The organism is Kosakonia sp. MH5, assembly GCF_009935945.1.
In the GTDB taxonomy this organism is placed as follows: Bacteria; Pseudomonadota; Gammaproteobacteria; order Enterobacterales; family Enterobacteriaceae; genus Kosakonia; species Kosakonia radicincitans.
This window is the reverse complement of record NZ_QODH01000003.1, coordinates 128599-140938: the sequence shown is the minus strand read 5'-3', so window position 1 is coordinate 140938 and position 12340 is coordinate 128599. Positions and strand designations below refer to the sequence as shown.

Genomic DNA, 12340 nt, shown 5'->3' with positions numbered 1-12340 from the left:
CGTCAGCGGGCGGCAGGCTCTTTATGCACCGCGGTTTCGATTTTAAACGGATCGATACCGCGTCGCTGCATACGCCAGAAACGAATAATGTTCAGCCCGTTCATCACCAGAAAACTGCCTTCGATCAGCGTACCGCCAATCGATCCGAGCCAGAAGTTGTGGATCACCCAGCATCCGGTCGAACACCAGATGACACAGCGCATCGGTAAACCTTTAAAGCGGAACAGCGCCCAGGTACTGACGATCGTTCCCGCCACCGGCAACAACTCAATCGGATTGTGGAATTTTGCCAGCCCCAACCCGCCGGTCAGCACAATGAACAGCACCATCACCCACACATTGCGGGTGCGCAGCGTGATTAGCGTTCGTATTGCGTTGAGCATGGCGCTCGATCCGGCGGGAAATGCGCCCATGAGAAAAAAGTGCACGCCGATGATGGCGCTGTAGAGCGAGAGCTGCTTTTTGAAGCGGCGCTCATCACGATTGATGAAGGTTGTAATACCAATCAGAAAGGCAATGACACCAACGCCCTGGGCAAGCCAATACGTGGTCATGAAAAATCCTTGTCAGGTCCAAAAGAGAAGATGTTACAACATGCCAGCGCTAACGTATTTACCAAAATATTTCGCGCCAGGGCTACAACGGCGACCCCGGGCGCGAAAGATAAAGGCCAATCAGAGCGTAACGCCGCTTTTGAAAATGGCTAACTCGCGGAAATCGTTCTTCTCGTTACAGGTTTGCTTACCGTTAGCGATATCGACAATCACATCAACAAACTCGTTCAGCAGTTGCGGCATCGCTTTGCCGTGAATCAGTTGACCTGCATCGAAGTCGATCCAGTGTTTTTTCTTCCCGGCCAGTTCGCTGTTGGTGGCGATTTTTACCGTTGGCACAAAACCACCGTACGGCGTACCGCGACCGGTACTGAACAGCACCATATGGCAACCAGCACCTGCCAGTGCACTGGTGGCAACGGCATCGTTACCCGGAGCGCTCAGCAGATTCAGGCCGTGAGTTTTCAAACGCTCGCCGTAACGCAGCACATCCACGACCTGGCTGGCCCCTGCTTTCTGTGTACAGCCGAGGGACTTCTCTTCCAGCGTGGTGATACCGCCTGCTTTGTTACCCGGCGATGGGTTCTCATAAATCGGCTGATTATGAGCGATAAAGTACTGTTTGAAGTCATTCACCATGGTGACGGTCTTCTCAAAGGTGCTTTCGTCGCGGCAATGGCTCATCAGAATACGCTCAGCACCGAACATTTCCGGCACTTCGGTCAGCACGGTAGTACCGCCGTTACCGATCACATAATCGGAGAAACGACCGAGCATCGGGTTCGCGGTAATACCGGACAGGCCATCTGAGCCGCCGCATTCCAGACCGAATTTCAGCTCGCTCAGTTTACCCGGCTCGCGTTTGTCGTTACGCATTGCCTGATAGAGCTCATGCAAATGTTCAAGCCCGGCTTCCACTTCGTCGTCCTGGTGTTGGCAAATCATAAAGTGAACGCGTTCCGGGTCGAACTCACCCAGCGTCTCGCGGAAGGCATCGACCTGGTTGTTTTCACAACCCAGACCAATTACCAGCACCGCTCCGGCGTTAGGGTGACGCACCATGTTTTGCAGCATGGTGCGGGTGTTGATGTGGTCGTCGCCCAACTGGGAACAACCATAGGTGTGGCTGAACAGGTAAACGCCGTCGATACCTTCGGCATCCTGGGTCTCTTTCAGGAAACGGTTCTGGATCTGGCGGGCGATGCCGTTAACACAGCCCACGGTCGGCAGGATCCACAGTTCGTTGCGGATCCCGACTTCACCCTTTGCGCGACGGTAGATCTGAATGTCCCGATCCACCGCCTGTGCGCCTTCATCCTGAAAATCAGGTTGATAGCTATACTCGTCCAGATCGCTCAGATTGGTACGCGCGTTATGGGAATGAATGTGCTCGCCCGGCGCGATATCTGATGTCGCATGACCAATTGGCAGACCATACTTGACAACATTTTCACCTTCGGCAATGGGTTGCAGAGCAAACTTATGCCCGCGCACCACTGCCTGGCGCAGCCGAACGGTCTGGTTGTCGACAACGACTTCCGTCCCTTCGGCGAGATCCGCCAGTGCTACCGCAACGTTATCCAGCGAATGGATCTTGATGTATTGCATATCAACCTCAAACGGCCTTAGTTCAGTTCAATTGCGAAGTAATCACGCGCATTGTTAAAGCAGATATTTTTCACCATCTCGCCCAGCAGCTGGATATCTGCCGGCGCTTCGCCTGCTTCCACCCAGCGGCCAATCATCTGGCACAGAATGCGGCGGAAATACTCGTGACGGGTGTAAGACAGGAAGCTGCGGCTGTCGGTCAACATGCCGACGAAACGGCTCAGCAGGCCGAGCTGCGCAAGCTGGGTCATCTGACGTTCCATGCCATCTTTCTGGTCGTTAAACCACCAGCCGGAGCCGAACTGCATTTTGCCCGGCATACCTTCACCCTGGAAGTTACCGACCATGGTGCCCAGCACTTCGTTGTCGCGCGGGTTCAGGCAGTAGAGGATGGTTTTCGGCAGCAGGTTTTCTTCATTCTGCTTGCTCAGCAGTCTGGAGAGCTCTTCTGCCAGCGGACGGTCATTGATGGAGTCAAAGCCAACATCCGGCCCCAGCAGTTTGAACTGGCGCAGGTTGTTGTTACGCAGCGCGCCAATGTGGTACTGCTGCACCCAACCGCGACGCGCGTATTCCGCACCCAGCCAGACCAGTACTGCGGTTTTGAACTGCGCGATCTCTTTTTCATTCAGGCTTTCACCAGCCAAGCGGCGGGCCAGGATGCTATCCAGCTCTGCTTCGCTGGCTTCGGCGAACAGCACAACATCCAGCGCATGGTCGGAAACTTTACAACCGTGCGCCGCAAAGTGATCCAGACGTTTGGCCAGTGCAGTTTGCAGATCGGCAAAGCGGCGAATGTCGGTATCGGACACTTCACCCAGTTTCGCCATGTAATCGTTAAAGGTCGCCTGTTCAATGTTGAACGCTTTATCCGGGCGCCAGCTCGGCAGCACTTTGACACTGAACGTTTTGTCTTTGGCGACAGACGCGTGATGCTCCAGGGAGTCGATCGGATCGTCGGTGGTGCCGACCATTTTCACATTCATCTGCTGCATGATGCCGCGCGCGGAGAATTTATCCTGCGCCAGCAGTGCATTGCCCTGCTCCCAGATTTCATCCGCAGTCGCCGGAGAAAACAGCTTACCTGTAATACCAAATGGGCGACGCAGCTCAAGATGTGTCCAGTGGTATAACGGGTTACCGATCATGTGCGGCACCGTCGCCGCCCAGGCGTCAAACTTCTCACGATCGGACGCATCGCCGGTACACAGACGCTCAGGCACACCATTGGTACGCATCGCGCGCCACTTGTAGTGGTCACCTTTCAGCCAGATGTCATACAGGTTTTTAAAACGGTAGTTTTCAGCGATCTGTTGCGGCGGTAAATGGCAGTGATAGTCGAAAATCGGTTGGTCTTTGGCGTAGTCGTGGTACAGGCGGCGCGCAAATTCGGTATCTAATAGAAAATCTTCAGTCATAAACGGGGTCATTATCGTCTTCCTCTCAACGAGTGCGTCTGATGCTTACCTTTGATGCTGACAAAGTTATCACACCAATTTCTATAGACCGAAGATATTTTCGTGAGTTGGATCAATAAAAACGGACAAAAATTTCCGCTTCTGCGCGATAAATACCCCGCCAGACCGCGCCAAATCTGGCTTCTCCCGGCAAAGTTAAAGACCACACAAAGAAAAACACTTTTGTGATATCACTCACCTTTTCAAGTTGTATGACAAGTTATCTTTCAGCCGTCGAACACATAGCCGACGGAATGCATTCCCGATAACTCATTAAATCGGTCTTGACGGTACGGATGCCGGATTAAAAAAACGCTTACTTGTGGCAAGGTTTGGGCCGTACCGGGGACTCTCCCGGTTACGTCCTCCCGTTTTCATCCTCCGAACACGATCGAAGGGTGACCGCGCTAGCGGTAATAACATAACGATGAGGTTTACATGCGTAAAATCAAAGGATTACGTTGGTACATGATAGCTCTGGTGACGGTCGGCACCGTATTGGGCTATCTGACACGTAACACAGTGGCAGCCGCGGCTCCAACATTAATGGAAGAGCTGCACATTTCTACCCAGCAATATTCTTACATCATTGCAGCGTATTCCGCGGCTTATACTGTTATGCAGCCTGTGGCCGGCTATGTGCTGGATATTTTGGGCACCAAAATTGGTTACGCCTTCTTCGCGATCACCTGGGCTGTATTCTGTGGCGCTACAGCGCTGGCAGGCAGCTGGGGCGGCCTGGCGCTGGCGCGTGGTGCGGTAGGTGCGGCTGAAGCAGCCATGATTCCGGCAGGCCTGAAAGCCGCGTCTGAATGGTTCCCGGCGAAAGAACGTTCTATCGCCGTTGGCTACTTTAACGTCGGTTCTTCTATCGGTGCTATGATCGCTCCGCCGCTGGTGGTGTGGGCAATTGTGATGCACAGCTGGGAAATGGCGTTCATCATCTCTGGTGTGCTGAGTTTCGCATGGGCAATGGCCTGGTTGTTCTTCTATAAACACCCGCGTGACCAGAAAAAACTGAGCGAAGAAGAACGCGAATACATCATTGGCGGTCAGGAAGCACAGCACCAGACCAACAACGGCAAGAAAATGTCCGTCTGGCAGATTCTGGGCACCCGTCAGTTCTGGGGTATCGCACTGCCGCGCTTCCTGGCAGAACCGGCCTGGGGTACCTTCAACGCCTGGATCCCGCTGTTCATGTTTAAAGTGTACGGTTTCAACCTGAAAGAAATCGCCATGTTCGCCTGGATGCCGATGCTGTTCGCTGACCTGGGTTGCATCGTGGGGGGTTATCTGCCACCGCTGTTCCAGCGCGTGTTTGGTGTCAACCTGATCGTTTCCCGTAAAATGGTGGTGACCATGGGCGCGCTGCTGATGATCGGCCCAGGTATGATCGGCCTGTTCACCAGCCCGTACGTTGCAATTGGTCTGCTGTGCATCGGTGGTTTTGCTCACCAGTCTCTGTCCGGCGCACTGATTACGCTCTCTTCTGACGTCTTTGGTCGTAATGAAGTGGCAACGGCAAATGGCCTGACCGGTATGGCTGCCTGGACCGCAAGTACGCTGTTCGCTCTGGTCGTCGGTGCGCTCGCGGATACCATCGGTTTCAGCCCGCTGTTCGCCGTGCTGGCACTGTTTGACCTGATGGGCGCCGTGGTGATTTGGACGGTGCTGAAAAACCAGACCGCCGAAGAGGTGGTGAATCATACGGTTGGCGGAACCGCTGCGCAAAATTAGCGATTCACGGAAGTATGACAGAACGATGTAAAAGCCGCCTCAAGGCGGCTTTTTCGTCACAGATGATGGTGAGAATGCGGTAAAAGTGGTATAACAAATCTACTCTCGCCTTTCTTTTCCCTGGAGCCTATATGGAAATTTCCGAGTCACGTCGTTTGTACCAGCAGCTTGCCGCCGAGCTTAAGAGCCGTATTGAGCAAGGCGTGTATCTTGTGGGGGACAAACTGCCCGCTGAGCGCTTTATTGCCGATGAGAAAAGCGTCAGCCGGACCGTGGTTCGCGAAGCGATCATTATGCTGGAAGTGGAAGGGTACGTTGAAGTTCGCAAAGGCTCCGGCATCCATGTCATTTCCAACCAGCCACGCCATACGCAAGCGCCGGATGAGAGCCTGGAGTTTGCCAATTACGGCCCGTTTGAACTGTTGCAGGCTCGTCAGCTTATCGAGAGTAATATCGCTGAGTTCGCCGCCACTCAGGTGACGAAACAGGACATTATGAAGCTGATGGAAATCCAGGATAACGCCCGCAAAGAGAAGTGCTTCCGCGATTCAGAATGGGATTTGCAATTCCATGTTCAGGTCGCACTGGCAACGCAAAATAGCGCACTGGCGGCGATTGTCGAGAAAATGTGGACGCAGCGCGTACATAACCCGTACTGGAAAAAACTGCACGATCATATTGATTTACGCACCGTAGATAACTGGTGTGACGATCATGACCAAATTCTGAAGGCGCTGATCCGCAAAGATCCGCACGCGGCGAAAGTGGCGATGTGGCAACACCTGGAAAATACCAAGCAGATGCTGTTTAACGAAACCAGCGATGATTTTGAGTTCAACGCTGACCGCTACCTGTTTGCCGAAAACCCGGTGGTCCATCTTGATACTGCCGCTACCGGCACGAAATAAAAACCGCTATGCAGGCGCACACTTACGCTGCGCCGCCCCCTTTTTGGGTCAGTGAATGGTATAGAGTGTCAGCCTTTGTAAATACCCTCGCCACCCCCTCTCCTGGCAAGCAAAATCGTTTGCGAGCGTTATTCTGACTGACGCACATGGTCAGCTTTTGTTACAATTAGATGCATTTCGCCATTGAATGAGTTAGCGCTTACTCACAGCGTCTTTTAGCTGCATAACAATCGCACCCGGATGTGCCATGCGCGGTCATAATATATTAGAGCCCGCCGCCGTGTTGTTCTGTGCCAGTAACAGACGTGACGTAAACCGATGTACCAGGAACACCGAATGGAACTTTTAAGCCAATTACTTCATGCCCTCTGGAGCCAGGATTTCGAAACGCTTTCGCATCCCGGCATGATCGGCATGCTCTATTTTGTTTTATTTGTCATCTTATTTCTGGAAAACGGTCTGCTTCCGGCTGCGTTTCTGCCTGGTGATAGTCTTCTGGTGCTGATCGGCGTGTTGATTGCCAAAGGTGCGCTGGGTTACCCGCAAACTATCATCCTTCTGACCGTTGCGGCCAGCCTTGGCTGCTGGCTGAGCTACATCCAGGGGCGATGGCTTGGCAACACGCGCATTGTGCAAAACTGGCTGTCGCATCTGCCCGCGCATTATCACCAGCGCGCGCACCACCTGTTCCATAAGCATGGCCTTTCCGCACTGTTAATCGGGCGTTTTATTGCTTTTGTTCGCACCTTGTTGCCAACGATTGCCGGTCTTTCTGGTCTGAGTAATGCACGCTTTCAGTTTTTCAACTGGATGAGCGGCCTGCTGTGGGTGTTGATTCTGACATCGCTCGGTTACCTGCTGGGTAAGACGCCAGTGTTTCGTAAGTATGAAGACGCGCTGATGTCCTGCCTGATGTTGCTTCCGGTCGTATTGCTGGTGATTGGCCTTGTCGGCTCACTGGTGGTGCTGTGGAAGAAAAAATATCGCGATCGAGGCTAAGAAACATGGAATTGCAACGTCCCTTCCTGCGCCGGTTATTAATGGGTTTCATTACGATGGCGATTTTCAGCGTCATGTTTATTGCCTGGGCGACGCTGCAAAACAGTGAATCCACGCTGGCGATTCGCCCGGCGACGCAGAACGTCAGCGTGCCGGATGGTTTCTCCGTCTGGCACCATCTGGATGCCAACGGCATCCAATTCAAAAGTATTACGCCGAAAAACGATACGTTATTGATTACTTTCGAATCCAGCGACCAAAGCGCAGCGGCGAAAGCCGTCCTCGATCGTACCTTGCCCCGTGGCTATATCATCGCCGCCCAGGATGATGAAAACGGCCAACCCTCTGCGTGGCTGGCGCTTCTGCGCACTACCACTCACCGATTCGGTTAATCCTTCCAGGATTCTGAATCTTTTCACTCACTTTGGTGTTTATCGGTTTACTTACTATGCTTGAGTAAACGGAACCAGGGTTCACTTTGTACAACTGGATGCTGGCGCAACGACCGTTTCGCTGGCCAACAATGGAAGGTTTCGATGATGAAAAACCGCATCGCACTGGCGTTGGTTCTTCTTTCTCTGAGCGCTGTTGCACAGGCTGCAAGCCCCTGTCAGGAGAAAGAACATGATATCCAGCGCGAAATCAGTTATGCCGAAAAGCATAACAACCAGAGCCGAATTGAGGGGCTGAAAAAGGCGCTGCATGAAATGCGCGCTAACTGTTCAGATACCCAACTCCGCGCCGCCCACCAGAAAAAAATAGCCGAGCAGAAAGAAGAGGTTGCCGAGCGCCGTCGCGATCTGGCGGAAGCAAAGCAGAAAGGCGATGCGGAGAAAATAAGCAAACGCGAACACAAGCTGAAAGAAGCACAGCTTGAACTGAAAGAGCTGGAGGCTCGCGATTACTGATTTTTAAGGACGTTACCACTCACTCACCTGGAGAAAATTATGTCAAAAGATAATGCCGACCATTTGCGCGCTGAACTGAAATCCCTCGCGGATACGCTGGAAGAAGTGCTGAGTAATTCTGGTGAAAAATCGAAAGAAGAGCTGAGTAAATTGCGGGGAAAAGCTGAGCAGGCTTTGCGTGAGAGTCGTCATCGCCTCGGCGAAACGGGCGATGTTATCGCCAAACAAACGCGTGAAGCCGCCGCCCGTACTGATGAATATGTCCGCGAAAACCCATGGGCCAGTGTAGGCATCGGTGCCGCTATTGGGGTGGTGTTGGGCGTGCTGCTGACGCGTCGTTGATATGACGGAGCCACGACACGCGCAGGGGCCAGGCAAAAGCGCACTGGGGATTGGTCAGCGTATTCTGACGATCCTTGTAGAGATGGTTGAGACCCGCCTGCGGCTGGCGGTTGTCGAGCTGGAAGAAGAGAAAGCCAATCTGTTCCAACTGTTGATGATGCTGGGTCTGACCATGCTTTTTGCCGCATTTGGCCTGATGAGTCTGATGGTGCTGATTATTTGGGCCATTGATCCGCAATATCGCTTGAACGCGATGATTGCCACCACGGTAGTGTTACTGGTGCTGGCGCTGATTGGCGGCATCTGGACGCTACGCAAAGCGCGCGCATCAACACTGCTGCGCCATACCCGGCAGGAGCTTGAAAATGACCGCGCCCTGCTGGAGGACGATAAATCGTGAGTAGCAAAGCAGAGCGTCTGAAACGTAAAGCGCGCCTGCTCAGCGAGATCCAGCAGCAACGGCTGGATCTCACCGCCGGGCGTCGTGACTGGCTTGAAGCGACCAGCCCTTACGATCGCGGCTGGAATACCTTGCTCAGCCTGCGTTCATGGGCATTAATTGGCAGCAGCGCGCTCGCTGTCTGGTCGGTTCGCCATCCTAATATGCTGGTGCGCTGGGGTAAACGCGGTCTCGGCATCTGGAGCCTGTGGCGCCTGGTTAAAACCACGCTTAACTCACCGCGTTAATGCGTTAAGGGCGGTCCTGACGACCGCCCTTCTCTTCTTACTCAGTTTTTTTGAAAAGATTCGACAGTTTTCCTTGCTAACAATCTTTTCCCGCCACGATTACTATCCTCTCCATCAACAGCAAGCACGCGGCATATGCCCGTAATTGCACACTATTTACTGATAGCCGCGGTAGTGGCCCCCTGGAGAGAAAGATGAAAAAATTAGAAGATGTTGGTTTTCTGGTCGCACGTATCCTGATGCCGATTCTGTTTATCGTGGCTGGCTGGGGAAAAATCACCGGTTATGCAGGTACACAGCAATATATGGAAGCAATGGGCGTGCCGGGGTTCCTGCTGCCGTTGACCATCCTGCTTGAGTTCGGCGGCGGTCTGGCAATTCTGTTCGGTTTCCTGACCCGTACCACCGCTCTGTTCACTGCGGGCTTCACACTGCTGACCGCATTCATCTTCCACAGCAACTTTGCGGAAGGCGTGAACTCTCTGATGTTTATGAAAAACCTGACCATCGCTGGCGGCTATCTGCTGTTGGGCATCACCGGTCCGGGTGCCATCAGCATCGACCGCGTGCTGAATAAAAAATGGTAAGCACTCTATACTGAGTAAAGAGATCAAAGCGAGGAGTTCACTCCTCGCTTTTTTGCTATCAGAAGGAGGAAGCAAAATGGGACAACTGATTGACGGCGTCTGGCACGACACCTGGTATGACACCAAATCCACCGGTGGGCGGTTTAAGCGCTCTGTTTCCGCATTTCGCAACTGGCTCACTGCCGACGGCGCGCCAGGCCCATCCGGCGAAGGTGGCTTCGCCGCAGAGAAAGATCGCTACCATCTCTATGTTTCGCTGGCTTGCCCGTGGGCGCACCGCACTCTGATCCTGCGTAAACTGAAAGGCCTGGAGCCGTTTATCTCTGTTTCCGTAGTTAACCCTTTGATGCTGGAAAATGGCTGGACGTTTGATGACGATTTCCCGGCAGCGACCGGTGATACCCTCTATCAGCACGAATTTCTCTATCAGCTTTATCTGCATGCCGATCCACACTACAGCGGCCGCGTCACCGTGCCGGTGCTGTGGGATAAAAAGAATCACACCATTGTCAGTAATGAATCAGCGGAAATTATCCGCATGTTCAATACCGCCTTTGACGGGCTGGGCGCCAGAGCCGGGGATTACTACCCGCCGGAACTGCGCGCGCAAATCGATGAGCTTAATAGCTGGATCTACGACAACGTCAACAATGGCGTTTATAAAGCGGGTTTCGCCACCAGCCAGCAGGCATACGACGAAGCCGTAACGAATGTCTTTACCTCGCTGGAACGGCTGGAGCAGATCCTGGGTCAGCACCGTTATCTGACCGGCGATCGGCTGACAGAAGCTGATATTCGCCTGTGGACCACGCTTATCCGCTTCGATCCGGTATATGTCACCCATTTTAAATGCGATAAACACCGCATCAGCGACTACCTCAATCTGCACGGTTTTCTGCGCGATATTTACCAGATGCCGGGCGTTGCGGAAACCGTCGATTTTGCGCATATCCGCAATCACTATTTCCGCAGCCACAAAACCATCAACCCAACCGGGATTATCTCTGTCGGGCCATGGCAGGATCTGGATGAACCTCACGGGCGCGACATTCGTTTCGCCTGATCTTTCGGGCGCGTTAGCGCGCCCAAATTATTTCCCGCCGGATTTATCGCTTTGTATTTTTGCCGTCTATTCTTACTTTGATCGTTTAGAAAACAACGAATTGACCGTTGATCGAGGTTAAAAATGGACTGGTATTTTAAGGTACTGGGTAACTATGCCACCTTCCACGGACGGGCGCACCGGCGCGAGTTTTGGATGTTCGCGCTGGTCAACATCATCCTTTCCGGCGTGCTGATGACGGTGGACCACATTCTTGGCTGGCACTTTGACGGCGGGTTTGGCCCATTGAGCCTGATTTACACGTTACTGGTACTGGTGCCTTCGCTGGCGGTGCAGGTTCGCCGCCTGCACGATACCGATCGCCGCGGTCGCTGGTTGTTGTTGCTCCTGCTTCCGGTGCTGGGCTGGTTAATGTTGCTGGCCTTTTACAGCCAGCGCAGTACGCCGGAGGAGAACCGTTTTGGGCCGCAGCCGAAAGCGTTTCCCTGAAAGCGGTTATTTACCGGCAAACAGCCTGGGGATTTCACGCAGGCACCAGGCTTTCCCTTCACCCATGCTGTCGCGACGCCACGCCATAATGATATCCACCTGGCTGGTATATTCCGGGCTCACCACCCGCAACCGGCCTTCGGCAATATCCTGCTCCACCAACGGGTAAGGCATTGTCGCCACGCCGAGGCCTGCCAGCAACGCCTGGCGTTTATCTTCAATGGTACTGACCGTCAGACGCGGCTGTTTGTCCAGCAGTTGTACCGTTAACACCGGCCGTTCGCGGGCGGTATCCGCCACTGCCACGCCGCGGTATTTCACGCGAGTGACTTCCGACAGCGGTTCCGGCTCCTGATGAATCGGGTGATCCGGCGCGGCAACATACACATTCATTACCGAGTAGAGCTTGCGGGAGTTAATTTCCGAAGACGAACGAAAGTGCATATCCGGCGCGACAACGATATCCGCGCGCCCCTGCTCCAGACGCTCCCACGCCCCGGCGAGCACTTCGGTAATAATCGATAATTGCGTATTGGCTTTCGCCGCCAGCCTCTCCACCAGCGGGAAGAGTTCAACCGTCGGCACCAGCGCTTCGGTGACCAGCGTCAGATGCGTTTCCCAACCGCGCGCCAGCGCTTCGGCATCGGTCGTCAGTTTATCTGCCGCTTCCAGCAGCACGCGCCCGCGCTCCAGCAGCATACGCCCGACGTTAGTGAATTTGGTCCGGTGGCCGGAGCGGTCAAACAGCACCACATCCAGTTCTTCTTCCAGTTTTTGCATGGTGTAGCTGAGTGCGGAAGGAACGCGCCCCAACTCATCCGCCGCAGCGGCAAAGCTTCCGCGTCGATCAATCGCATCCATCACGCGCAACGCTTCCAGCGTAAGTGCCCTTTCTTTCGCCATTTATTGTTCTCATTCAGTAAATTTGAACATACCGGGCAGAATATCTGGCTAACAATGCATCGTCCATACCTTTAACATTGTTTTAAGTAAAGAGAGGT

15 protein-coding genes are annotated in these 12340 nt (G+C 53.6%); 11 read left to right on the top strand and 4 right to left on the bottom strand.

What is annotated here, in order from left to right:
* Positions 1–2 precede the first annotated feature (2 nt).
* The 3 genes from DK872_RS10470 to uxaC form a co-directional block, all read right to left on the bottom strand.
* Positions 3–554, bottom strand: coding sequence for a YgjV family protein (locus DK872_RS10470; protein ID WP_007369983.1), 552 nt, complete (start codon positions 552–554; stop codon positions 3–5).
* A 120-nt stretch (positions 555–674) separates the two neighbouring features.
* The gene (locus tag DK872_RS10465; protein WP_007369982.1) at positions 675–2162 is read right to left on the bottom strand and encodes a UxaA family hydrolase; all 1488 of its coding nucleotides are present in this window, start codon (positions 2160–2162) and stop codon (positions 675–677) included.
* Between the two features lie 17 nt (positions 2163–2179).
* Positions 2180–3592 carry a glucuronate isomerase gene (gene uxaC, locus DK872_RS10460; RefSeq protein WP_161518339.1) on the bottom strand — a complete coding sequence of 471 codons (1413 nt, stop codon included), beginning with the start codon at positions 3590–3592 and terminating at the stop codon, positions 2180–2182.
* Positions 3593–4057: 465 nt separating this feature from the next.
* On the opposite strand from uxaC, the gene DK872_RS10455 reads away from it, so the two are divergent.
* The 11 genes from DK872_RS10455 to DK872_RS10405 all read left to right on the top strand — a co-directional run bounded on the left by DK872_RS10455 (position 4058) and on the right by DK872_RS10405 (position 11339).
* On the top strand, positions 4058–5356 hold the full coding sequence (locus DK872_RS10455; protein ID WP_007369979.1) for an MFS transporter: 1299 nt from the start codon (positions 4058–4060) through the stop codon (positions 5354–5356).
* A gap of 131 nt (positions 5357–5487) precedes the next feature.
* Positions 5488–6264, top strand: a complete 777-nt coding sequence (gene exuR, locus DK872_RS10450; protein ID WP_161518330.1) for a transcriptional regulator ExuR — start codon at positions 5488–5490, stop codon at positions 6262–6264.
* Positions 6265–6600: 336 nt separating this feature from the next.
* A complete protein-coding gene (gene yqjA, locus DK872_RS10445) occupies positions 6601–7263 on the top strand; it encodes a DedA family general envelope maintenance protein YqjA (protein WP_079517310.1) in 663 nt (220 codons plus the stop codon).
* A gap of 5 nt (positions 7264–7268) precedes the next feature.
* On the top strand, positions 7269–7655 hold the full coding sequence (gene mzrA, locus DK872_RS10440) for an EnvZ/OmpR regulon moderator MzrA (protein ID WP_161518328.1): 387 nt from the start codon (positions 7269–7271) through the stop codon (positions 7653–7655).
* A gap of 147 nt (positions 7656–7802) precedes the next feature.
* A complete protein-coding gene (locus DK872_RS10435; RefSeq protein ID WP_007369975.1) occupies positions 7803–8171 on the top strand; it encodes a DUF1090 domain-containing protein in 369 nt (122 codons plus the stop codon).
* A gap of 39 nt (positions 8172–8210) precedes the next feature.
* A complete protein-coding gene (locus DK872_RS10430; protein WP_007369974.1) occupies positions 8211–8513 on the top strand; it encodes a YqjD family protein in 303 nt (100 codons plus the stop codon).
* Between the two features lies 1 nt (position 8514).
* Positions 8515–8913: a phage holin family protein gene (locus tag DK872_RS10425; RefSeq protein WP_007369973.1), complete on the top strand. Its 399-nt coding sequence runs from the start codon at positions 8515–8517 to the stop codon at positions 8911–8913.
* Positions 8910–9200 carry a YqjK-like family protein gene (locus DK872_RS10420; RefSeq protein WP_007369972.1) on the top strand — a complete coding sequence of 97 codons (291 nt, stop codon included), beginning with the start codon at positions 8910–8912 and terminating at the stop codon, positions 9198–9200. The genes DK872_RS10425 and DK872_RS10420 overlap by 4 nt, the downstream gene beginning before the upstream one ends.
* Before the next feature lie 194 nt (positions 9201–9394).
* The gene (locus DK872_RS10415) at positions 9395–9787 is read left to right on the top strand and encodes a DoxX family protein (RefSeq protein ID WP_007369971.1); all 393 of its coding nucleotides are present in this window, start codon (positions 9395–9397) and stop codon (positions 9785–9787) included.
* 76 nt (positions 9788–9863) lie between these two features.
* On the top strand, positions 9864–10850 hold the full coding sequence (locus DK872_RS10410; RefSeq protein ID WP_107147026.1) for a glutathione S-transferase family protein: 987 nt from the start codon (positions 9864–9866) through the stop codon (positions 10848–10850).
* Positions 10851–10973: 123 nt separating this feature from the next.
* Entirely contained in the window at positions 10974–11339 is a 366-nt protein-coding gene (locus DK872_RS10405) for a DUF805 domain-containing protein (protein ID WP_035887908.1), read from the top strand.
* A 6-nt stretch (positions 11340–11345) separates the two neighbouring features.
* On the opposite strand, the gene DK872_RS10400 is transcribed toward DK872_RS10405, so the two are convergent.
* Positions 11346–12242 (bottom strand): LysR family transcriptional regulator, encoded by an 897-nt coding sequence (locus DK872_RS10400; protein ID WP_007369968.1) that lies wholly within the window; start codon positions 12240–12242, stop codon positions 11346–11348.
* Positions 12243–12340: the final 98 nt, after the last annotated feature.